The 23672-nt window shown below is 39.5% G+C and carries 23 protein-coding genes and 1 other RNA gene; 21 read left to right on the top strand and 3 right to left on the bottom strand.

The genetic code is table 11. The features are described 5' to 3' along the window. Nucleotides 1-16 precede the first annotated feature (16 nt). The 10 genes from LCM23_RS11545 to ssrA all read left to right on the top strand — a co-directional run bounded on the left by LCM23_RS11545 (nucleotide 17) and on the right by ssrA (nucleotide 10558). Nucleotides 17-1201: a phosphoglycerate kinase gene (locus LCM23_RS11545; RefSeq protein WP_224937084.1), complete on the top strand. Its 1185-nt coding sequence runs from the start codon at nucleotides 17-19 to the stop codon at nucleotides 1199-1201. Nucleotides 1202-1227: 26 nt separating this feature from the next. Continuing rightward, a complete protein-coding gene (gene tpiA / locus LCM23_RS11540; RefSeq protein ID WP_224937083.1) occupies nucleotides 1228-1989 on the top strand; it encodes a triose-phosphate isomerase in 762 nt (253 codons plus the stop codon). Next, on the top strand, nucleotides 1982-3514 hold the full coding sequence (gpmI, locus tag LCM23_RS11535; protein ID WP_224937082.1) for a 2,3-bisphosphoglycerate-independent phosphoglycerate mutase: 1533 nt from the start codon (nucleotides 1982-1984) through the stop codon (nucleotides 3512-3514). The genes tpiA and gpmI overlap by 8 nt, the downstream gene beginning before the upstream one ends. 90 nt (nucleotides 3515-3604) lie before the next feature. Further along, nucleotides 3605-4900 (top strand): phosphopyruvate hydratase, encoded by a 1296-nt coding sequence (gene eno, locus LCM23_RS11530; RefSeq protein WP_095371910.1) that lies wholly within the window; start codon nucleotides 3605-3607, stop codon nucleotides 4898-4900. 362 nt (nucleotides 4901-5262) lie between these two features. After that, a complete protein-coding gene (locus tag LCM23_RS11525) occupies nucleotides 5263-5805 on the top strand; it encodes a hypothetical protein (protein ID WP_224937081.1) in 543 nt (180 codons plus the stop codon). 196 nt (nucleotides 5806-6001) lie between these two features. Beyond that, nucleotides 6002-6235, top strand: a complete 234-nt coding sequence (gene secG, locus LCM23_RS11520) for a preprotein translocase subunit SecG (RefSeq protein WP_224937080.1) — start codon at nucleotides 6002-6004, stop codon at nucleotides 6233-6235. 116 nt (nucleotides 6236-6351) lie between these two features. Then, complete coding sequence (locus LCM23_RS11515; protein WP_224937079.1) at nucleotides 6352-7098, top strand: alpha/beta hydrolase; 747 nt, start codon at nucleotides 6352-6354, stop codon at nucleotides 7096-7098. Between the two features lie 77 nt (nucleotides 7099-7175). Further along, nucleotides 7176-9458, top strand: a complete 2283-nt coding sequence (gene rnr, locus LCM23_RS11510) for a ribonuclease R (protein ID WP_404826605.1) — start codon at nucleotides 7176-7178, stop codon at nucleotides 9456-9458. A gap of 100 nt (nucleotides 9459-9558) precedes the next feature. Beyond that, entirely contained in the window at nucleotides 9559-10026 is a 468-nt protein-coding gene (gene smpB / locus LCM23_RS11505; RefSeq protein ID WP_095371914.1) for an SsrA-binding protein SmpB, read from the top strand. A gap of 172 nt (nucleotides 10027-10198) precedes the next feature. Further along, nucleotides 10199-10558: a transfer-messenger RNA gene (ssrA, locus tag LCM23_RS11500) on the top strand. A gap of 68 nt (nucleotides 10559-10626) precedes the next feature. On the opposite strand, the gene LCM23_RS11495 is transcribed toward ssrA, so the two are convergent. From LCM23_RS11495 to LCM23_RS11485, 3 genes are all read right to left on the bottom strand, one after another. Then, entirely contained in the window at nucleotides 10627-11046 is a 420-nt protein-coding gene (locus LCM23_RS11495) for a family 16 glycosylhydrolase (protein ID WP_224937077.1), read from the bottom strand. 256 nt (nucleotides 11047-11302) lie between these two features. Then, nucleotides 11303-11704 carry an ArsI/CadI family heavy metal resistance metalloenzyme gene (locus LCM23_RS11490; RefSeq protein ID WP_224937076.1) on the bottom strand — a complete coding sequence of 134 codons (402 nt, stop codon included), beginning with the start codon at nucleotides 11702-11704 and terminating at the stop codon, nucleotides 11303-11305. A gap of 15 nt (nucleotides 11705-11719) precedes the next feature. Continuing rightward, the gene (locus LCM23_RS11485) at nucleotides 11720-12022 is read right to left on the bottom strand and encodes an ArsR/SmtB family transcription factor (protein WP_224937075.1); all 303 of its coding nucleotides are present in this window, start codon (nucleotides 12020-12022) and stop codon (nucleotides 11720-11722) included. Between the two features lie 186 nt (nucleotides 12023-12208). On the opposite strand from LCM23_RS11485, the gene LCM23_RS11480 reads away from it, so the two are divergent. The 11 genes from LCM23_RS11480 (at nucleotide 12209) to LCM23_RS11430 (ending at nucleotide 23663) form a co-directional block, all read left to right on the top strand. Continuing rightward, a complete protein-coding gene (locus tag LCM23_RS11480) occupies nucleotides 12209-12544 on the top strand; it encodes an ArsR/SmtB family transcription factor (protein ID WP_095371918.1) in 336 nt (111 codons plus the stop codon). Between the two features lie 12 nt (nucleotides 12545-12556). Continuing rightward, a complete protein-coding gene (locus LCM23_RS11475) occupies nucleotides 12557-13858 on the top strand; it encodes an arsenic transporter (protein ID WP_263624209.1) in 1302 nt (433 codons plus the stop codon). 12 nt (nucleotides 13859-13870) lie between these two features. Beyond that, on the top strand, nucleotides 13871-14293 hold the full coding sequence (arsC, locus tag LCM23_RS11470; RefSeq protein ID WP_224937074.1) for an arsenate reductase (thioredoxin): 423 nt from the start codon (nucleotides 13871-13873) through the stop codon (nucleotides 14291-14293). Nucleotides 14294-14454: 161 nt separating this feature from the next. Then, complete coding sequence (locus LCM23_RS11465; RefSeq protein ID WP_224937073.1) at nucleotides 14455-16356, top strand: helix-turn-helix domain-containing protein; 1902 nt, start codon at nucleotides 14455-14457, stop codon at nucleotides 16354-16356. Between the two features lie 268 nt (nucleotides 16357-16624). Continuing rightward, nucleotides 16625-18796, top strand: coding sequence for an acetate--CoA ligase family protein (locus LCM23_RS11460; protein WP_224937072.1), 2172 nt, complete (start codon nucleotides 16625-16627; stop codon nucleotides 18794-18796). An 8-nt stretch (nucleotides 18797-18804) separates the two neighbouring features. After that, on the top strand, nucleotides 18805-19254 hold the full coding sequence (locus LCM23_RS11455; protein WP_224937071.1) for a MaoC family dehydratase N-terminal domain-containing protein: 450 nt from the start codon (nucleotides 18805-18807) through the stop codon (nucleotides 19252-19254). 20 nt (nucleotides 19255-19274) lie between these two features. Next, on the top strand, nucleotides 19275-19694 hold the full coding sequence (locus LCM23_RS11450; protein ID WP_224937070.1) for a MaoC/PaaZ C-terminal domain-containing protein: 420 nt from the start codon (nucleotides 19275-19277) through the stop codon (nucleotides 19692-19694). Nucleotides 19695-19707: 13 nt separating this feature from the next. Continuing rightward, the gene (locus tag LCM23_RS11445) at nucleotides 19708-20871 is read left to right on the top strand and encodes a thiolase C-terminal domain-containing protein (RefSeq protein WP_224937069.1); all 1164 of its coding nucleotides are present in this window, start codon (nucleotides 19708-19710) and stop codon (nucleotides 20869-20871) included. An 11-nt stretch (nucleotides 20872-20882) separates the two neighbouring features. Next, nucleotides 20883-21293: a Zn-ribbon domain-containing OB-fold protein gene (locus tag LCM23_RS11440; RefSeq protein ID WP_224937068.1), complete on the top strand. Its 411-nt coding sequence runs from the start codon at nucleotides 20883-20885 to the stop codon at nucleotides 21291-21293. A gap of 18 nt (nucleotides 21294-21311) precedes the next feature. Continuing rightward, nucleotides 21312-22508: an acyl-CoA dehydrogenase family protein gene (locus LCM23_RS11435; RefSeq protein WP_224937067.1), complete on the top strand. Its 1197-nt coding sequence runs from the start codon at nucleotides 21312-21314 to the stop codon at nucleotides 22506-22508. Between the two features lie 21 nt (nucleotides 22509-22529). Continuing rightward, nucleotides 22530-23663: an acyl-CoA dehydrogenase family protein gene (locus LCM23_RS11430; RefSeq protein WP_224937066.1), complete on the top strand. Its 1134-nt coding sequence runs from the start codon at nucleotides 22530-22532 to the stop codon at nucleotides 23661-23663. The last annotated feature ends 9 nt before the right edge of the window (nucleotides 23664-23672 follow it).

Below are 23672 nucleotides of genomic sequence, written 5' to 3'. Positions count from 1 at the left end.
AGGAGGGCCTTTTACTATGAACAAAAAGAGCGTAAAAGATGTTGAACTAAAAGGAAAACGCGTATTTTGTCGTGTAGACTTTAATGTGCCAATGAAAGAGGGTCAAATCACGGATGAAACACGTATCCGCGCAGCGATTCCGACAATTAACTATCTAATTGACCAAGGAGCGAAAGTGATTTTAGCTTCTCATTTAGGGCGTCCAAAAGGACAAGTAGTAGAAGAGTTAAGGTTAACTCCTGTTGCAGAAAGATTATCTGCCTTGCTAGGAAAAAATGTTGCCTATGCAGATGAGGCGTACGGAGAAAAAGTAGAACAGGCAGTAGATGGTTTAGATGAGGGCGATGTTCTATTACTAGAGAATGTTCGCTTTTACCCAGGTGAAGAGAAGAATGATCCTGAACTTGCTAAGGCTTTTGCCCAATTAGCAGATGTTTATGTAAATGATGCTTTTGGTGCGGCACATCGTGCACATGCATCAACAGAAGGAATTGCCCACCATATCCCAGCGGTTTCTGGTTTACTAATGGAAAAAGAATTAGAAGTGTTAGGCAAGGCACTGTCAAACCCAGACAGACCATTTACAGCTATCATTGGTGGTGCAAAGGTAAAAGATAAAATCGATGTCATTGATAATCTATTAGATAAAGTAGATAATTTAATTATCGGTGGCGGTTTGGCCTTTACGTTTGTAAAAGCACAAGGCCATGATATCGGCAATTCTCTATTAGAAGAAGATAAATTAGAATTAGCGAAAACGTTTATGAAAAAAGCGGAAGAAAAAGGCGTGAAATTTCTGATGCCAATTGATGCTGTTGTTGCCGATCGTTTCGCTGAAGACGCAGATAGTAAAACAGTGGCTATTGACGAGATTCCAGGAGATTGGATGGCATTAGATATTGGTCCTGAAACGGCTAATTTATATAGTGAAGTAATTGCAGATAGTAAGCTAGTCATTTGGAATGGACCGATGGGTGTATTTGAAATGGATCAGTTTGCTGGTGGAACAAAAGCAGTAGCAGAAGCATTAGCGGAAGCAAATGACACATACTCTGTTATCGGTGGTGGGGATTCTGCCGCAGCAGTCGAGAAATTCCATTTTGCTGATCGTATGAGTCATATTTCAACAGGTGGCGGTGCATCATTAGAATTTATGGAAGGAAAAGCCCTTCCAGGTGTTGTCGCTTTAAATGATAAATAAGTAATAAAAAGAAAGGACGAGATAGTATGCGTAAGCCGATTATTGCAGGTAACTGGAAAATGCATAAAACAATGAATGAGGCGAAGTCCTTTATGGAAGAGATTAACGGTCTTGTTCCAGATGAAATGGATATGGATACGGTCGTATGTGCACCTGCCCTATTTTTAGAGCGTCTTGTTGATTGTGTGGAAGGTTCGCCTATTGCCATTGGTGCACAAAACATGCATTTTGAAGATAATGGCGCATTTACTGGCGAAATCAGTCCTGTTGCACTTCAAGACTTAGGTGTATCATATGTCATCATTGGTCATTCAGAACGTCGCGAAATGTTCAATGAAACGGATGAGGCTGTGAATAAAAAAGCGAAGTCAGCATTTGCTCATAACCTCACGCCAATCATTTGCGTAGGTGAAACACTTGAGCAAAGAGAAAACAATGAAACAATGAGTTTTGTTGGACAGCAAGTTGAAGCAGCGTTGTCGGGGTTATCTGATGATCAATTAAAACAGACGATCATCGCTTATGAACCGATATGGGCTATTGGTACAGGAAAGTCATCCTCAGCGGAAGATGCAAACGAAGTATGTGCTCATATTCGTTCTGTCGTTAGTAAACAGTTTTCTGAGGAAATTGCCGAAGCTCTTCGCATTCAATATGGTGGTAGTGTGAAACCGGCAAACATTAAAGAATATATGAGTCAAGCGGATATTGACGGTGCACTTGTCGGTGGCGCAAGTCTTGAGCCCTCTTCTTTCCTGCAATTATTGGAGGCGGGTAAGTATGAGTAAATCACCTGTTGCTTTGATTATTCTTGATGGCTTTGCCCATAGAGAAGAAGTCAAAGGCAATGCTGTTGCTCAAGCGAAAAAACCGAATTTTGATCGGTTATGGAATGAGTATCCACACGCTTATTTAACAGCAAGTGGAGAAGCGGTTGGTTTACCACAAGGACAAATGGGGAACTCCGAAGTCGGTCATATGAATATCGGAGCAGGGCGCATTGTTTATCAAAGCTTAACAAGAGTAAATGTGGCTATTCGTGAGGGGCACTTTGAGCAGAATGAAACTTTCCTTGCAGCGATTAATCATGCAAAGAAAAACAATACAAGCCTTCATCTGATGGGATTATTGTCAGACGGTGGTGTGCATAGTCACATTAACCACTTGTATGCCCTCCTTCAGCTAGCTAGTGACGAAGGATTAAAAAAGGTCTATGTCCATGGTTTTCTTGATGGCCGTGATGTTGGTCCGCAGACAGCTAGAGGATATATTCAATCAGCAGAAGCGAAAATGAAAGAAATTGGTGTAGGTGAATTCGCCTCTATTTCAGGTCGTTATTACTCAATGGATCGTGACAACCGCTGGGAACGTGTGGAGAAATCTTATCGTTCGATGGTGTATGGCGAAGGTCCTGCTTATCATAGTGCCCATGAATTAGTCGAAGATAGTTATGCGAACGGTATTTATGACGAATTTGTTATTCCTTCTGTTATTGTGAAGGAAGATGGATCACCTGTTGGAAAAGTTAGTGATAATGATGCCATGATTTTTTACAACTTTAGACCTGACCGCGCAATTCAGATTTCAAATACGTTTACAAACAAAGACTTCCGTTCATTTGATCGTGGTATAGGCCATCCAAAGACTTTATTCTTTGTTTGTTTAACCCATTTTAGTGAAACTGTTGACGGGTATGTTGCATTTAAACCGACAAACCTAGATAATACTCTTGGAGAAGTACTTTCACAAAATCACTTAACGCAACTGAGAATTGCAGAAACAGAGAAGTATCCTCATGTTACATTCTTTATGAGTGGAGGAAGAGAAGCGAAATTTCCTGGTGAAGAACGGATTTTGATTAACTCACCTAAAGTTGCTACTTATGATTTAAAGCCTGAAATGAGCGCCTACGAAGTAACAGATGCTTTGCTTCATGAAATTAGTCAAGATAAGCATGATGCCATTATATTAAATTTTGCTAACCCTGATATGGTGGGGCACTCAGGCATGTTAGAACCAACAATTAAAGCTGTTGAAACGGTTGATGAATGTCTGGGAAAAGTGATAAACGCCATTATTGCTAAAGGTGGAAAAGCGATTATCACCGCTGACCACGGCAATGCGGATGAGGTCATTACTCTTGATGATCATCCAATGACAGCTCATACAACTAATCCAGTACCTGTTATTGTAACGGAAAAAGGTCTAATATTACGTGAAGATGGTATATTAGGAGATTTAGCTCCAACTATACTTGATTTATTAAAAGTGTCTAAACCTGAAGAAATGACTGGTTCTACATTAATTAAATAAGTGCCGGTGTTCACTTCTTTGTGAACATCTGTGCCTTACATATAAATGAAGTTTGACAAGATGACAGCCAATGAAAAAGGAGAGATTATCATGCCATTTATCCAACATGTATATGCTCGTGAAGTATTAGATTCACGTGGAAATCCAACAGTAGAAGTAGAAGTATTAACCGAGTCTGGCTTTTTCGGCCGTGCGATTGTACCATCTGGTGCATCAACTGGTGAATATGAAGCAGTTGAACTCCGTGACGGAGACAAGGACCGTTACTTAGGTAAAGGTGTTCAAAAAGCAGTAGATAATGTGAATAACTTAATTTCTGAAGCAATTATTGGTTTTGACGTAACTGATCAAGTAGGTATTGACCGTACAATGATCGCACTTGATGGCACAGAAAATAAGGGCAAATTAGGTGCAAACGCGATTCTTGGTGTTTCTATGGCTTGTGCTCATGCAGCAGCAGAGTCTGTTGGTTTACCATTATACCGCTATCTTGGTGGTTTTAATGCAAAACAATTACCAACACCAATGATGAATATCATTAATGGTGGTTCTCATGCGGATAACAATGTTGATTTCCAAGAATTCATGATTATGCCTGTTGGCGCTCCTACATTCAAAGAAGCGATTCGTATGGGTGCTGAAGTTTTCCATTCATTGAAAAAAGTTCTTTCATCTAAAAGCTTAAACACGGCAGTAGGTGACGAGGGTGGCTTCGCTCCAAACCTTGGCTCAAACCGTGAAGCGCTAGAAGTCATCATTGAAGCGATTAGCAATGCAGGTTATGAAGCAGGTAAAGATATTTACCTTGCAATGGACGTTGCTTCATCTGAATTCTTTAACAAAGAAACAGGCAAATATGATTTAACTGGAGAAGGTCGTCTTGGATTATCTTCAGAAGAGATGGTTTCTTTCTACGAGGAGCTTGTTTCTGAATTCCCAATCATCTCTATTGAAGATGGGTTAGATGAAAACGACTGGGAAGGCCACAAATTATTAACTGAACGTATCGGTGGTAAAGTTCAATTAGTAGGGGATGACCTTTTCGTTACAAACACGAAAAAGCTAGCACAAGGAATTGAACAAGGTGTAGGAAACTCAATCCTTATTAAAGTAAACCAAATTGGTACGTTAACTGAAACATTTGAAGCGATCGAAATGGCGAAACGTGCTGGTTACACAGCAGTTGTTTCTCACCGTTCTGGCGAATCAGAAGACGCAACAATCGCTGATATCGCTGTAGCTACGAATGCTGGTCAAATCAAAACAGGTTCAATGAGCCGTACAGATCGTATCGCTAAATACAACCAGCTTCTTCGCATCGAAGACGAGCTTGGTGATTTAGCTGTGTATGATGGATTGAAATCTTTTTATAACTTGAGTAAATAATGTCTTTAAAAACAAACATCATTTTGTAAATGGTGTTTGTTTTTTTAGGCTATGTTGGTTTTAAGAGATGTGCGAGCTTCGTAGTGGAAATACGCGTAAATACATGGCGGGATAATTAAAGAATTGTAAACAAAACCAAAAGCCCTGACTCGTTTATTATGGACTTGTGTCAAATTTTTGGATTTACTTTGAATTTTGATTCATTTATCATGGAATCGCGTCAAATTTTCGAATTCACTTCGAATTTTGATTCATTTATCATGGAATCGTGTCAAATTTTCGGATCCACTTCGAATGCTGACTCGTTTATCATGGAATCGTGTCAAATTTTCGAATTCACTTCGAATGCTGACTCGTTTATCATGGAATCGTGTCAAATTTTCGAATTCACTTCGAATGCTGACTCGATAATCAAGGAAACGCGTCAAATTGTCGGATGCCCATCGGATTCTGACTCGTTAATCAAGGAAACGCGTCAAATTTTTGGGTGCACTTCGGATTCTGACTCGTTAATCAAGGAAACGCGTCAAATTTTTGGATTCCCATCGAATGCTGACTCGTTAATCAAGGAAACGCGTCAAATTTTTGGATGCTCATCGGATGCTGACTCGTTAATCAAGGAATCGAGTCAAATTGTCGTATTCCCTTCGGATTCTGACTCGATAATCAAGGAAACGCGTCAAATTTTTGGATTCCCATCGAATGCTGACTCGTTAATCAAGGAAACGCGTCAAATTTTTGGATGCTCATCGGATGCTGACTCGTTAATCAAGGAAACGCGTCAAATTTTTGAATCCACTTCGAATTTTGATTCATTTATCACGGAAACACATCAAATTTTTGGAATCCTCTTCTTAGTATACTTTGAAAAGAAAGGTCAAAGATACAGAAATATACATAAATAGAGACTTTCCTAAACAGCGGCTAATCACATCGTACAAAATATGATCATCGTTTTTGTGAATAATTTGTAGTGTGAGCATCTAGGCATGCGGGCATGAACTTGACATTTCATGATAGATTAACTTGTCTGTACATAGTAAATATGCTAAAATTTGAGTATTAATATTGTACGTAAATGGTTGATATGGAGGTGCCCACATGCATACACTTTTAATTACACTGCTAATCATTGTGTCTATCGGTTTAATTGCCGTTGTGTTACTTCAATCTGGAAAAAGTGCAGGTCTTTCAGGTGCGATTTCTGGTGGAGCGGAGCAACTTTTTGGGAAACAAAAAGCACGCGGCTTAGATTTGATTTTACATCGTTTGACGATTGTTTTAGCTGTTTTATTCTTTATTTTAACAATCGCAGTTTCTTATTTTGCTCTATAAATAGAGACGAACAATGCAATGCCTGGCCTCAACGAAAGGTCGGGTTTTTATTTTGCCTATTACAGGGAAAACTAATCATGTTAAACAAACGTTTGATTGAAAGGAAGTATACAATAATGAAAGTAGTTCAACCCAAACCATTCACATTTGGAGACGGTAAACGAGCAGTATTATTATTACATGGGTTTACTGGTAATACAGCAGATGTCCGCATGATGGCAAGATTCCTAGAAGGGAAAGGTTATACTTGTCATGCGCCATTATATAAAGGCCATGGCGTCCCGCCGGAAGAACTTGTCCATACGGGACCAGAAGATTGGTGGCAAGACGTCATGAATGGTTATCAACACCTAAAGGAAATGGGCCATGAAGAAATCGCGATTGCCGGCTTATCGCTTGGTGGGGTATTTTCCTTGAAATTAGGTTACACTGTACCTGTAAAGGGTATTATAACCATGTGTGCACCTATGCATATTAAGTCTGAAAAAGTGATGTACGATAATGTCGTTGATTATGCCCGACAATATAAGAAGCTAGAAGGAAAATCACCCGAACAAATTGAAGAAGAAGTAGCTAAGTTTAAAGAAACACCAATGGACACATTAAAGGCATTACAAGCATTAATTGCAGATGTCCGTCATAATGTGGATATGATTTATTCTCCGACTTTTGTTGTGCAATCAAGAGAAGATCATATGATTAATACTGAAAGCGCGAATATTATATACAATGAAGTAGAAAATGATCAAAAACAGATTAAATGGTATGAAGAATCCGGTCATGTCATTACACTTGATAAGGAAAGAGATCAGCTGCATGAAGATGTGTATCAATTTTTAGAGCAGCTTGATTGGCAAGTGTAAGTTGGATCGAAGTTTGAGGAGTGTTGTCAATCGTGGATAACCACAAAAAAGAGCTAGTCGATAAACTATTAAATTATATGAAGGACGAGGCGTACAAGCCTCTAACAGTACAAGAAATGGAGGAGGCTTTTGGGATAGAAGACTCCACCCAATTTAAGGATTTTGTAAAAACTTTAGTCATTATGGAGGAACAAGGCCTAGTTGTGCGTACAAGAAGTAATCGCTATGGATTACCTGAAAAAATGAATCTTGTGCGCGGAAAATTATCTGGCCATGCCAAAGGATTTGCCTTTGTTATTCCAGATGAACCAGGACTCGATGATTTATTTATCCCACCAAATGAAACAAATAATGCCATGCACGGTGATATTGTCTTAGCCCGTGTAGCAGCAGAAAGCGCTGGTCAAAGAAAAGAAGGAACCATCGTCCGCATTTTGGAACGTGGTGTGCAACAAATCGTTGGTACATACACTGAGAGTAAGCATTTTGGCTTTGTTATTCCAGATGATAAAAAGTTTGCCAGTGATATCTTTATCCCAAAAGCTGCTTCTAAAGGGGCAGTAGAAGGACATAAAGTCGTTGTTAAACTCACAACTTATCCTGAAGGAAGAAAGAGTGCGGAAGGTGAAGTAATGGAAATTCTGGGTCATAAAAACGATCCAGGTGTTGATATTCTTTCCATTATTCATAAACATGGCTTACCGATGGAATTCCCTGATGATGTGTTAAAGCAGGCAGAAGAAACGCCTGATGAGATCGATGAAAAAGAAATTGAAAACCGTCGTGACTTAAGAGGCGAAACGATTGTTACGATTGATGGTGCAGATGCGAAAGATTTAGATGATGCTGTTACTGTGACGCAGCTTGATAATGGTCATTATAAATTAGGTGTGCATATTGCTGATGTATCTTATTACGTAACTGAAGGATCACCAATTGATGTGGAAGCAGAGGAACGAGCAACAAGTGTGTACTTAGTCGATCGTGTAATACCGATGATTCCTCATCGCCTATCGAATGGGATTTGTTCATTGAATCCAAAAGTAGATCGTCTTACACTTTCATGTGAGATGGAAATTACGCCTGATGGTGAAGTCGTCAATCATGAGATTTTCCAAAGCGTCATTAAAACAACCGAAAGAATGACTTATTCGGATGTGAATAAAATTTTGGAAGACAATGATGAACAATTAATTGAGCGCTATGAGCCACTGGTACCAATGTTTAAGCGTATGGAGGAATTAGCTGCGATTCTTCGTAAGAAGCGTATGCATCGTGGTGCCATTGATTTTGACTTTAAAGAAGCGAAAGTGTTAGTGAATGAAGAGGGTGATCCAAAAGATGTCGTCATTCGCGAACGTTCAGTAGCAGAAAGACTCATTGAGGAATTTATGTTAGCTGCGAATGAAACGGTTGCCGAGCATTTTCATTGGATGGAAGTACCGTTCATCTACCGTATTCACGAAGATCCGAAAGAAGATAAACTCAGAAGATTCTTTGAGTTTATTACAAACTTTGGGTATATTGTGAAAGGAACAGCCAACGCTGTTCATCCGCGTGCATTACAGGATATTATAGAAGAAGTACAGGGGACACCAGAGGAAATGGTGATCTCCACAATGATGCTTCGTTCCATGCAACAAGCGAAGTACGATCCAGAAAGCTTGGGTCACTTCGGACTATCAACAGAGTTTTATACACACTTCACCTCGCCAATTCGTCGATATCCAGATACGATTGTTCACCGTCTCATTCGTACGTATTTGATCGAAGGAAAGATAGACGATCGCACCCAAGAAAAATGGAATGCGATGTTACCTGAAATCGCGGATCATGCTTCTGAAATGGAGCGCAGAGCAGTCGATGCCGAACGTGAAACCGATGAATTGAAAAAAGCAGAATACATGCTTGATAAAATTGGTGAAGAATATGATGGTATGATTAGCTCTGTTACGAATTTTGGGATGTTTGTCGAACTACCAAACACGATAGAAGGTTTAATCCATGTCAGCTATATGACCGATGATTATTATCGCTATGAAGAACGACAAATGGCAATGATCGGCGAACGTACAGGGAATGTATTCCGCATTGGGGATGAAATTACCGTTCGTGTCATTAATGTCAATAAAGATGAACGTGCGATCGACTTTGAGATTGTCGGAATGAAAGGCACGCCTAGAAGAGAACGCCGACAAGAAACAAAAGTGTTTAAAACAGGTAGTTCAGAAAGAAAGCCAAGGAAATCTGCTGCGCCAGAACGAGGAGATAAATCTGGTAAGCCAGATGGTAAGAAAAAGAAAAAACGCAAATTCTATGAGAATGCACCGAAAGCAAAACGAAAAAAGAAACGTAAATAGTCTAATGGAGGAAGCCTTTTTTGTAAGGCTTTCTTCCTTCTTACCTTTGTTTTTGCTAAAATAAATAAAACTGCTGTGATTTAAGGGAGATGAGAAAGAGATGCCAAAAGGTGCAGGGAAAACAATCGCCCAAAATAAAAAAGCCTATCATGATTATACTGTCGAAGAAACATATGAAGCGGGTATTGTTTTACAAGGAACTGAGATTAAATCCATTCGTAACGGACGTGTGAACCTAAAAGATGCCTATGCACGAATTGTTAATAATGAATTATTCATTATTGGTATGCATATTAGTCCTTACGAGCAAGGGAATATTCATAACCACGACCCATTAAGAACGAGAAAACTTTTACTACACCGGAAAGAAATTAACAAACTAATAGGTGAGTCAAAAGAAAGCGGCTATGCCCTTGTTCCATTAAAACTATATTTAAAAAATGGCTTCGCAAAGGTTTTAGTTGGATTAGCGAAGGGTAAAAAGAAATATGATAAGCGTGAGGACTTAAAACGCAAAGAAGCGAAACGAGAAGTTGAACGTGCCTTCCGCGAAAGACAAAAAATGTAATATACCAAAAGCTTACAATTGATATTTCGTTTGTTTGTGCTATAATAGTAATTGTCACTTCAAATAGAAATGCACAATCTTTGCTCAAAGTTTATCGAGCATTCCGTATGCTGCAACGACTCAGTTGCGCACCTAATACAGTTAGCAGCTTTAAAAACTGCTACTATCCAATGGGGACGCTACGGATTCGACAGGGATAGTTTGAGCTTAGGTTGCGAGTCGAGGGGATCGTCCTCGTTAAAACGTCAAAGCCTATAACTGGCAAACAACAAAACAACTTCGCTTTAGCTGCCTAATAGGCCTTTAGCGGTTCCTCCCTCCATCGCCCATGTGGTAGGGTAAGGGACTCAAATTTAGTGGGCTACGCCGGATTCCACCGTCTGAGGATGAAGGAAGAGAACAACCAGACTAGCTGCCCGGACGCCCGTCGATAGGCATAAGGAGCAGCGAAACACGAATATATCGACTACACTCGTAGAAGCTTAAGTGCCAATATCTTTGGACGAGGGTTCGACTCCCTCCGTCTCCACCAAATACATATTTGGTGGTTTTTTATTTGGTTAAAACCAATAACATATAAAACCAAGCTATTCACAAAACTCAATGATCCTCCAATAAGTTAACATCAAACGTCTCTTTATTGCCATTCCATTCTATTTCGAATGTATGCATTTTATTTGGCGTAAACATGAATGTCCCTTCCTCTCTTTTACTAAGCTGGTTTTTATCATCAAGCGTTTCCCCACCGCCGCCGGTGCCAAATAGTGAAGAATGAAAATACCAATGGTCAACTAATACATTTTTGTCACCACCAGTATATTCTATTTTTATCTCATGCCTATAGTTATCCTGATGAATAGATGTATATTTAGAGGTAACAACCCAGTATTGTCCTTCACCCCTAAAAGAATAAACTTCACTAGCAAATCTATAATTGTTTATATAGTTATAAATCAAAAAAGTAATGACACCTAGCAGAAGAATTAATAAGGCAAATATTTTATAGTATCTTTTTTTCATTAGGGCTTATCCCTCCTTTTTCTCCTACTATACATCATATTATAATTGAAAATTAGGAATATTATGTACATAATAAGCAGGATTTGAGAGGCAATAAGAAGTACAGTATTGTTGTTAAGCAAACATATTAATACTAAAGGTAGTTATATTTTAATTTATGCTCCATAGGGATTATAGTAAGTTAAAAAACAAGGCACTGATTCAGTATCTATGTTTTTAAATTACTTGTTATTTTAGGAAATGAAAGAAATATCCCTTAAATATCTACACAGCATCCCTCACTCTGAACCCCGCGATCCGCCTTCGTATAAAAAAACTCCCACTCATTCCCATCTGGATCGGTGATCCAAAACTTGTCTTGTAGAGCGTAGCAGCAAGTGGTATCTCGTTCTTCACGTGCGAAGAATCCTTCTTGTTCTAATCGTTGTTTATGGTGATCGATTTCTTCTTGTGTTTCTACTTGGAAACCAAAGTGATTCACTTGATTACCGTTTACTTCGTCTTTTACATTAAGGGTAAAGTTGAGTCCAGGTTGTTCTAGTAAAAACTTACTGTAAGTGGGCTTGAGCTTGATTGGAGAAACACCAAATACTTTTGAATAAAAGGCGATAGATGCTTCTAAATTGGTTACGTTAATACCGATATGCACATATTTCATTTGAAATGCCTCCTTTTAATTGCAACAAGAATTACTTGATTTTCTAAAGATACAACAAAGTTCTTCTGATAAGAGATGGTTAACGGATTGCTCATTTAATTCATAGTAATTCCATTTTCCTTGTGTCTCTTTTGTAATTAAACCAGCATCGAGCAAAATCTTTAAATGATAGGATAATTTCGATTGCGGAAGAGAGAAAATCTCGGATAAATCACAAACGCATGTCTGTCCCCGTTGGCATAGCTCATACATAATTTCTAGTCTCTTTTGGTCGGCTAATGCTTTAAATTGTTTTTCATATTCAATGAATGGTTTCATGGCTTGCACTTCCTATCAAATTTTTTTGATGTGTTATTAGTATACTTTAACTATAATTGGAAAATCAAGAAATAAATCAAAAAAATTTGATGCGTTTTTTTCTAACAGGGATTGCTTAACTATAGATTTATCTATAAAATAGCATAAGGATATAAGCATTTACTTATACGATAAAGGAGTACCTTAATGAAAAGTACAATTGAGGAAGTTGCGCTTGTGTTAAAGCTGTTAGGCGATAAAACAAGGCTAAAGATGGTGAAGATTCTTGAATCAAGGGAATGCTGTGTTTGTGAGCTTGTTCATTTATTTGATATGAGCCAGCCAGCTATTAGTCAGCATTTACGTAAGTTACGTGATGTTGGTTTGATCTTTGAATCAAGAAGGGGTCAATGGGTTTATTACGGTTTAAATAGACAATATGAGAACTTTCCCTTCGTTTGTACTTTATTAAATCAGCTTCCAAGTCAAGAGGGGCTACTTGAAAGTCTTGAAAAACAAGGTTTGCGCGTATTGTGTGATTAAGGAGGAATGGGTATGACAACGTCAGTGGTTTTGGCATCAGTGATTTTTTTAATCACACTTATTTTAGTCATCTGGCAACCTAAAGGGGTGTCTATTGGTTGGTCTGCCTGTGGTGGAGCGATATTGGCTTTACTAGTTGGTGTGGTAGATTTCCAAGATGTTTTGGATGTAACGTCGATTGTATGGAATGCAACGTTAACATTTATCGCTATTATTATTATTTCTTTAATTTTAGATGAGATTGGTTTCTTTGAATGGTCTGCCTTGCATATGGCGAGAGCGGCAAAAGGGCATGGTGTAAAAATGTTTGTCTATGTGATTTTGCTCGGAGCGATTGTATCTGCCCTGTTTGCGAATGATGGGGCTGCCTTGATTTTGACACCGATTGTTCTTTCGATGGTAAGGAACTTGAATTTTAATGAGAAAATGGTCTTTCCGTTCATTATTGCAAGTGGTTTTATCGCTGATACAGCGTCATTACCCCTTGTGGTTAGTAATCTTGTTAATATTGTATCGGCCGATTTCTTTGGCATCGGCTTTGTGAAATTTTTCACTGTCATGATTGTGCCGAATTTATTTTCTGTTGCGGCAAGTATTTTGGTTCTCTATTTGTTTTTTAGAAAAAGCATACCCGGTCGTTATGATGGTACGCAATTGCGGGAGCCGCGTGTAGCGATAAAGGATCCACGATTATTCAAGTACTCATGGTGGATTTTGGCGATATTACTAGTTGGTTATTTTGCAAGTGAGTTTGTTGGTGTGCCTGTATCGATTATTGCTAGTATCATTGCTTTTATTTTTCTTATGATCTCTAGAAGAAGTGATGCAGTTGATGTGAAAACCGTTATGAAGGGGGCTCCGTGGAATATTGTTTTCTTCTCAGTCGGTATGTATGTTGTTGTGTATGGTTTGCGGAATGTTGGGCTAACGAGCTTGTTAACAGATGTTCTTCAATTAACCGTTGATCAAGGATTGTTTGCCGCAACAATGGGCATGGGCTTTATTGCCGCCATTTTGTCTTCGGTCATGAATAACATGCCGACAGTGATGATTGATGCGTTAGCCATTGCAGATACGAATGCAACAGGTATGACGAAAGATGCTTTGATTTATGCCAATGTCATCGGTTCTGACCTTGGACCAAAAATCACACCAATTGGTTCACTTGCTACGTTATTATGGTTACATGTGTTATCACGTAAAGGGGTGAAGATCTCTTGGGGTACTTACTTTAAAACAGGTATCATCCTAACGATTCCTACCTTATTTATCACCTTATTAGGTCTTTATATATGGTTATTAATTATTCATTAAAGGAGTGTTCATATGACGAAAAAAATCATTTATTTTCTTTGCACAGGGAATTCTTGCAGAAGTCAGATGGCTGAAGGTTGGGCAAAGCATTATTTAAATGGGGATTGGCAAGTCTATAGTGCAGGCATTGAGGCACATGGACTCAATCCAAAAGCTGTAGAAGCGATGAAAGAAGCGGGGATAGATATTTCACAGCAAACATCGGATGTGATAAATACCGACATCTTAAATCAAGCGGATTTGGTTGTCACCTTATGTGGCGATGCTGCTGATAAATGTCCTATAACACCGAAAGAAGTGAAACGAGAACATTGGGGATTTGATGATCCTGCCAAAGCAATTGGCACGGAAGAGGAAAAGTGGCAAACGTTTACTCGTGTAAGAGATGAGATAGCCGAGCGGTTGAAGCGGTTTGCTGATGCTGGTGAAAAGTAGTCATACACCGTCATGGAAGTACCTCCATGGCGGGTATTTTTATTCTGAATAGTTAAAATATATAGTTAATTAAACTTTTGTTATGCTACACTTGTAATAAATAACGACCAACATTGTCTAAGTCACTCAATGAAATAAGGGTAGGAGGGAATAGACGGTTTATGACTAAAAAAGTTGTTCGTAGGAATGGGAAGCGTAATGAAGGCAAAGCTAGACAATTGACAAATGAAATTGATAATTTTTTAATTCTATGTATTTATGAACAGCAAAAAGAAGCAATTGCCAATCAAGAGTCGATTGAAAAAGAGAAGGCACCTATTTATTATATCTCAGGTGTCAAATCTTTTATGATTTGGGAAAAGGCATATCAAGAAAATCCGGCTGTTTTTAATTCGTTAAGACAAATCGCAAGAGATCGCTTTATTCATCAATTGGCAGATCATATCGTGCATTTTCTTATCGAGAAAAACAAAAATTATTCCTCCCTATTTACAACGGTTTTTTTAGATCATCAACTAAGAGGACTTGCCATTTCAGCAATTGAAAATAGGCTAAGAACGGATACCTTTTTAAATGAGGAAGCTGCTTGGGAAGAGTTTTGTCAGTGGTTTCAGCGGGGAATCGCAGAGTGGGTATTAGATGTAATGGCTGACGAACTTGGGATGGAGCACCTTAGTCAACTAAAGAAAGCTGAATTAAATCAGCTCTTCTATCAATACCTGTCTAATTATTTGCTGAACAGTAAAGAATTTCTTTCTATGTTCACGATAATCGTAAATGATTATGCTGATAAATGGATCAATCAACTTTTTAAATATAGTAAATGCACTGTACAGGAATTAGAAAAGGCTATCGCTCATGGAGTAGACTGGAGAAATTCATCTCTAGTCCCTTCTCAGAGAGAGAATATTTGTGTAATGAATAATGCCCCTTATCAAGCAGTACGAGAGGCGCTATATCAAGTTTTTCATTGGGATCAAGAGAAAGAAAGGTATTGTAGAAGAATCCAGAAAGGTCATGTGCAAGGCTTATTGATGATTAACGAGATAGTAGAAGATCAAAATGTAGATCGCTTTACGTTAACAGATTTGGATGTTGATGTACTCGATATGTTATGTGCCAACTTTCTTGCTATCGCCAAGCATCATGAAGATGTTATTACGATAGAGGTGGATGAACTGCTTCGGATGAGGGGCTTGTTACCTAAACGCGGTGGAGAAGGGAGACGCGGAGGGTATGAGCGGAGTCAACGTCTAAGAATTATGAAATCGCTTACAATCATAAAAAATCTTTGGATCGATATAGAGACTGTGGTATATCAAAAAGGAAAACCAGTCGAGAAAAGGTTAATGGGTAATGCTTTTGACGTGTATGACCAAAATGAATCACAGCAAGTGTACAAATATAAACTGGGTCCTATATTTTCCCCATTTCTATATGGATCCGGTAGGCAGGTTATACATCTACCACTTAAAATATTGCAGTATGATCCTTACAGAAGGTCTTGGGAGAAGAGGTTAGGGAGATATATGCATTGGCGTTGGAGAGTCCAGGCAAAGAAGGGCGATTATTTAAAACCACATTATATTTCAACATTACTCGCAGCGATAGGTGAATCATTAAATATAAGATTGCCTTCAAGGACAAGAGAACGATTTGAGAGCGCGCTTGATACGCTACAAGAGGATGGTTTACTCTCTGCATGGTATTACGAAGCATGGGAAGAATCCATTGTGGATAGTAAAGGCTGGGGGAATACTTGGAAGCAAGCAAAGATTATTATTCAGCCACCTGAGGAAGTTATTGAAAGGTATGCTCAATTGAAGAAAACGACTTTTGAAGTGAAAGTGAAAGACCATCAATCGTTAACAGATCACGTCCTTTTAGGTAAACGTGTAAGAGAAGTAAGAGTGACAAATGGCTTGTCGTTATCACAATTAGCGCAAGAAGTTGAGGTGTCACAAGCTTATATTAGTACGATAGAACGAGGAATTAAAGTCCCATCTAAACGGGTGGAAGGTAAGTTATTACGCTGGATAGAGATAATGGAAAAGAGGCAATGAGCACAAGTTGTGTGATCATTGTCTTTTTTTCGTGGTAATCCCTTGCCATTGTCGAGGTGATCTTGTGTCATAGTCGAGATGATGTAGTACGTAAAAAAATAATTGTGAAAGTTTCTGCCTACGGTAAGTAAAGGTTTAGTTGATATTTACTTTTTTTAACTACCTAATAATTAAATGTTTAATGTTTTCTTTACGCCTGATCCATTAGCGTTCATTTTGTAAGCTATCGATAGAAAGAAATTGATTTTTATTTAGTGAGGTGAATGTAATGATAAATGAAAACGTTTCCGCAAAGGATGAGCTACATTCTTTTTTTTATCCGCAATCAGTAGCCGTGTTAGGTGCATCAGAAAACCCGAAGAAGCTTGGCAATATCCAGGTGAAGGCATTATTAGATGGGGGCTTTCAAGGAGATATTTTTCCTATTCATCCTACTTCAAATGCCATTCATGGAGTGAAGTGCTACTCATCCTTACAAGCGGTTTCACATGCAGTTGATTTAGTCATCTTTTGTTTAAGTGCTCACCAGATTCAGCAAGGGCTAGAGCAATGTGTAGAAAAGAAAGTGAAGGCAGCGATTATTTTTGCTTCAGGATTTTCTGAAACTGGAGAGTCGGGAGAAAAACAACAAAAACAAATAGCGGATTATGCAAAAAAGCATGGTCTCCGTTTACTTGGTCCAAATTGTGTCGGCCTTGTTAATACGCTGAATGGTCTAGTCGGTACATTTTCTCCTGCTGTTATGAGCTATCCTCTTAGTGAACAACGCGCAGTTGGTTATGTATCGCAAAGCGGCGCCTTTGGTGTGCTTACGTATATGGCTGCTGCCCAACATGGATTAACGTTCAATTATTTTGTGAGTGTTGGAAATGAAATGGATACCAGTTTTGAAGATGTAGTCGAGTATATGGTTCATGATAAGCAAACGAAAGTGATCAGCGGTTATTTGGAAGGTGCGAAAAAACCTGAAAAATTAAGGGGATTGGCATACGAGGCGCTTGAAAAAGGGAAACCGATTATCGTTATGAAGGCCGGGCGAGGAACTGCAGGAAAAAGAGCAGCCGCTTCTCATACGGGTTCATTAGCCGGCTCGAACGATATTTATGACGCATTTTTTAAACAAACTGGCATGATTAGAGCCAATGATTATGATGAAATTATTTCATTCTCGAAATTATTCTTATCTGGCAAACTGCCAACAGGGAGAAATACCGTAATTATTACAAGCTCGGGTGGCAGAGGGATTAACGAAGCCGATCGTTGTGAAGCTAATGGCTTGTTGATTCCAAAATTAAATGAGGAAACACAACGGAAAATCAAACAAGTGATTCCTTCCTTTGCTAGTGCAGCCAACCCAATTGATCTAACTGCAGCGGCTTCTGTATCGGCACCAGAGCTATTTACTGCGCCATTAAAAGCCTTAATGGAGGATCCGGATGTAGACAATATCATTCTTACAGAGTTCCCCTTATTTTGGGATGAAGAGACGAAGGAATTACAAGAATTTGTTGAGATGTGTAAAAACACGAATAAATTTGTGTTAGTAAGTACATTTCCGTTAGAAGGAATGAGTATACCTAAAGGGCAACAATATATGGTCGACCATGGTGTGCCAGTGATACCGGGTAACTTACAAGCGATATCTGCGCTCGCAAAGTTAGTCGAATATAGCGAAAAATATCGTGCATATCAAAAAGAGAGTGTTCGAGAACGGGCATCTATTCAGAAGAAAGAGAACGTAGCGTATTTACTGCAAGAGAATCAAATTTTAAGCGAATGGGATGCAAGCAAGGTGCTACAGGCTTACGAAATTCCCACTACAAAAAAGAGCTTAGCAACTAAAGTGGATGAAGCGGTTCAGCAAGCGAACTGTATTGGTTACCCTGTTGTATTAAAAATTGATTCTAAAGACATTTTGCATAAAACAGAAGCAGGTGGTATACGTCTTTCCTTGCAAAATGCAGAGCAAGTAAAGCAAGCATTCGATGACATTCTTCTGTCCGCTCACAAATATCATCCTGATGCCCACATTAATGGGGTGATGGTGCAGGAAATGGTGGCAAAGGGGACGGAAGTAATCGTTGGTGTGACGCGAGATGCCAGCTTCGGACCGGTGATTATGTTTGGTTTAGGCGGCATTTTTGTTGAAGTGTTCAAAGATATTGCTTTCCGGGTTGCACCGATCACAAGACAAGATGCACTTGAAATGATAAATGAGATTAAAGGGAAAGCCATTTTCGATGGTGTACGAGGTGGAGAAGCGCTTGATGTAGAGGCCATTGTCGACATCTTACTGCGTGTATCATCACTTGTACAAGATTATGACATTGAAGAGCTAGATTTAAATCCAATTATTGTGACTGAAAAGTGTGCAAAAGCGGTAGATGCACTAATTGTAACAAGCGCTGCGCAAACAGAAAATATGCTCGTTAGGAGGTAGTGGTAACGATGCTCGATCAGACAATTATCGGTAAGACTGGGCCAACGTTCATGTTTGAAGTGGATAAAAGACATGTTAAACAATTTGCTCAAGCTATAGGTGATGACAATCCATTATATACGGAACCAACTTATGCTAATCAGAGTCCCTATAATGGGCTCATTGCGCCACCTACTTTTCCGGTGGTAGCAGGGGTAGAGGGTGAAGGAATAGAGCTAGATTTAGATGAAAAGAGAATGCTTCATGGTGAGCAGTCCTTTATTTATCATCGCCCACTAAAAGTAGGCGAGTCTCTTACTTGCCAAATAAAAGTAGCAGACCTTTATGAAAAAGAAGGAAAAAAAGGAAAGATGCAATTTATTATTCTGGATACCGAAATGAGAGACACAGAGGGGGATTTAGTGGTTACAAGTCGCATGAATATCATTTATACCCAGCCTCCGGTCCAGGCAGTATAACGATACGAGGAGGAATGACAATGCTAAGATTTGCCGATTTGGTAGACGGTCAAGAGTTAAAACCATTAGTGAAGCCTGCGGTATCGAAGGTTCAACTCGTCAAATACGCGGGAGCATCAGGAGATTACAACTTATTGCATACAGACGATGCTTTTGCTAGAAGTATGGGATTACCAGGAGCCATCGCACATGGCATGTTAGTCATGGGATTCTTAGGAGAATATATCCAACAATTAGCGGGTGTGACTGCGAGAGTAGCGAAGTTTAACATGCGTTTTGGAGCGATGACTAAACCGGGGGATGAGATTACTTGCGCAGCTACTGTAAAACGCGTATACGAGGACGAAGGAAAGAAATATGTGGAAATTGAGTTGCAAGCGGCAAAATCAATAAAAGAAATCGTTGGATCAGGTTCTGCATTGTTGGAATTCTTTGAATAAGGGGGAGTTGACGATGGAAAACATTAAAAACAAATATGCAATCGTCGGAGTTGGAGAAAGCGAACGTTCAAAAAAGTCGGGTACAACCCCATTACATTTGGCGTTAGATGCAGCGCGAGCAGCTATTGCTGATGCTGGACTTGAGACAAAAGAGATTGATGGGTTTATGAGTTACAGTGAAAACGATTCATGTCCGGCACATCAATTATCTACCTATTTAGGCGTGAGACCGAAATATGTAAAAGATATTATGGGTGGCGGAAGCAGTACAGAAATGTTAATTGCTGACGCGATTGGTCTGATTGAAACAGGTCAAGTAAATACCGTCCTTATTTATCGATCTATGAATGGCAGATCAGGCGTAAGAATGGGCGGTGGTGGCTGGGATGTGAACATGCTGCAAAATGCGATGGATGGCGGTAGCTTTCTCATCCCATATGGAGCAGGTAGTCCTGGGCAATGGTTTGGCTTATTTGCCACACGTCATATGCATGAAACAGGGTTAACGAAGGAGCATCTAGGTCATGTTTGTGTGAGTTTTTATGAGCATGCACAAAGAAATCCGAAAGCCTTCTTTTATGGAAAGCCATTAACAATGGAAGCTTATCATGATACGCCTGATTTAAGCTTCCCATTTAATAAGCATGATTTCTGCTTAGAGTCAGACGAAGCAAATGCAATCATTGTTACATCCGCCAAACGAGCTGAACAATTACCGAACCAGCCCGCTTATATTATGGGAATCGCCGCTAGACAATGTGTTTCACACGCACATTATTGGACCAATGTAGATGAAGTCGCTTCAGACTATGTTGCTAAGGATGTATACAAGAAGGCAGGGGTTACCGCAAAGGACCTCGATGTCGCTTCTATTTATGACTGCTATAGTTGGGTTGTGTTGCGGCAGTTAGAGGCATATGAGATAGCGAAAAGAGGCGAAGTGGGAGACTTTGTTGCCGATGGACATCTCAAGATGGGTGGGAAGCTGCCGAGTAATACAGCTGGTGGCATGCTTTCAGAAGGATACACACATGGAATGAATAATGTGATTGAAATTGTGCGACAGATTCGTCACGACTATGAGGGATCAGACCGACAAGTGAAGGATTGTGAAGTTGGTTTATGTACGGGATGGGCAGGTCCAGATATTGCTGGTGCGATGATTTTAAGGAATTAGGAGGAATACGAATGAGCTATGAGAAACCGATACCGTTAAAAAATGAAGATAATGCCCCCTTTTGGGATGCGGCTGACCGCCATGAACTTTTTTTGCAAAAATGTCATACATGCCAACAGTTTGCCCATCCACCTGGACCGGCATGTGCAAAGTGTGGCAGCAGTGATCTGACATGGGAGAACTTAGGGACAGATATTAAAGGGCGTGTGTATTCTTACGTCATTTCCCACCGCCCTTTCCTGCCAGGATTTCAAAATGATACGCCACTTGTCATTGCCGTTATTGAATTGGCTACCTATCCAGAAGTGAAAATGATCGGTAACATTTTGAATCATGCGATAGAGGATATCCATATCGGGATGGAAGTTGAAATGACATGGCAGAAGATCAATGATGGGCGTTCCCTACCACAATGGGAATAGGTTGAGAGGAGAGAAGAGATGGACTTTTCATTTTCAAAAAAAGAAGAAAAGTTTAGACAGGAATTACGCACATGGTTAGAGGAAAACCTGCCACAAGGGTGGTTGCATGGAGACAGAGAATTACCAGAAGATATAAATGAGTATTCTCGCTTTTTAAGAGATTGGCAGCGCAAGCTTTATGAAGGTGGCTGGGGAGCGATTGCTTGGCCAAAAGCGTACGGGGGAAGAGAAGCTAGTTTAATTGAAGAAATCATCTATCAACAAGAAATGGTTCGCGTCAGTGCACCGCCTCTAGTAAATTATGTCGGCATCCATATGGTTGCCCCTTTGCTTATGCAAATGGGAAGTGGCGAACAAAAGTCAGCTTATATTACTAAAATCATTTCTGGAGAAGAGATTTGGTGCCAAGGGTATTCTGAACCAAATGCGGGCTCAGACTTAACAGCTATTCAGACAACCGCAGTAAAAAAAGGCGATCGTTGGGTCATTAATGGGCAGAAGGTTTGGACGAGTTTTGGTCATTTAGCAGATCGCTGTTTCCTATTAGCGCGTACTTCAAAAGGGGAGAAAAAACATCATGGTATTACCGTTTTCCTTTTGGATATGCATCAAGAAGGTGTAGAGACTAGGCCCATTATCCAAATGGATGGGGAACATGAATTTAATGAAGTCTATTTAAATGATGCGATTGCTTATGATAGTGATATTGTTGGTGAGATCGATCGTGGATGGCAAGTAATGATTGCATTACTGATGCATGAACGTACGGGTATTGGTGGTCAAGTGTTTACATTAGAGCAGCAATTTCAAGATTTAGTAACGATGGCTAAGGAATGGACGGAGGACGGGCAGTCTGTCATAAAAAAGGAAAGTGTAAGAAATGCATTAATTGATTTATATGCAAAATCTCGGGGATCTTTGTTGAATTATTATCGTAATTTAACGAAAACATTGAAAAAAGGTCAACCGGGCTCTGAGGGCTCTCTAGATAAACTGATTGTAAGTGAGGCGACACAAGAACTCTTTGCCTTATCCTTATCTATTCAAGGTCCACACGGGATTCTTTGGAAGCAGGATGCGGCTATTGGTGATTCGTATTGGCAGAATAAGTATCTTTATTCTTTTGGTATGACCATTGGCGGGGGAACAAGTGAGGTACAAAGAAATACTATTGCAGAAAGAATACTTGGACTGCCTAAGGATCTAGGACGCTAACAATGTTGGAGGTGAAAAAGAATGGATTTCGCATTAAATAAAGAACAGGAATTATTCGGTAGTTATGTAAGGAAGTATTTAACCGAGCAAGGTACAACCAATATTGCCCGTGCTTTTATTAATGGTGATAGACAAAGATTTGATCAAGCATTTCAAGGATTAGTTGAATTAGGCTATCCAAGTATCAATGTCTCAGAAGACTATGCGGGAATGGGCTTAGGATTATTAGACATGGTATTACCACTTGAGGAGATGGGGAGAAGTGTCCTACCGGGTTTGTTTTTGGAAACGAATAGTTTCGCTGTACCACTTATCGAAAAATATGGTACAGAGAAACAAAAGCAAAAGTATCTACCTGCAATTGCCGATGGTTCCCTGCAGATTTCGGTTGCTTGGATAGAGCCAAAAGGAAGTTACAAGGCGTCGTCGATCCAAGTAAGTGGGGTAGAAAAAGGTGATGATTTTGTTCTTAACGGCGTGAAATCGTTAGTAGCAGATGTCGAACTAGCTGATACTTTTCTCGTTCCGATTCGAACCACTTCATCTAGCCATGAAGAGGGAATTTCACTTTTTCTAGTGGATAAGGCAATGATAAAAAACGTGACACAGCAGCAAAGTATTGATGAAACACGGAAGCTATCGCAAATTCACTTTGAAGATGTAATCGTTAATAAAGAGCAATTACTAGGAGAGCTAAACGAAGGTGATAACATTCTCGAAGAAGGACTGCTATCTTTTAATGCATCAATTTGCGCCATTATGGTGGGTTGTATGGCTGCGATTGTGGATATGGCAGCAGAATACGCAAAGATACGGGAACAATTCGGGCAACCGATTGGCCGTTTCCAAGCCATTAAACATGCGATTGCCAATATGAAAGTGGATTTAGAACTGTCAAGGTCACTATCCTATTATGCCAATTGGGCTTACGATACAGCAGCTGAAGATCGTCAGGAATCCATATTTGCGGGGCGTATTTTTATTCATAACGCCCTGCAAAAAGCAGCAGCAGCCAATGTACAAATACATGGCGGGATTGGATTTACTGAAGAATTAGATTGTCATTTATATGTGAAAAGAGCGCGCTATTATGAACACTATCTAGGTAGTAGAGAGAGCTATTATGAAAAGGCAGCAGCAGCTTTAGGATGGTAAAAGAAAAAA

The sequence above is a fragment of the Cytobacillus kochii genome, from assembly GCF_020171845.1.
Classification (GTDB): Bacteria; Bacillota; Bacilli; order Bacillales; family Cytobacillaceae; genus Cytobacillus; species Cytobacillus kochii.
Note: the sequence above shows the minus strand (reverse complement) of the source record. Positions and strands in the feature narration are given on the sequence as shown.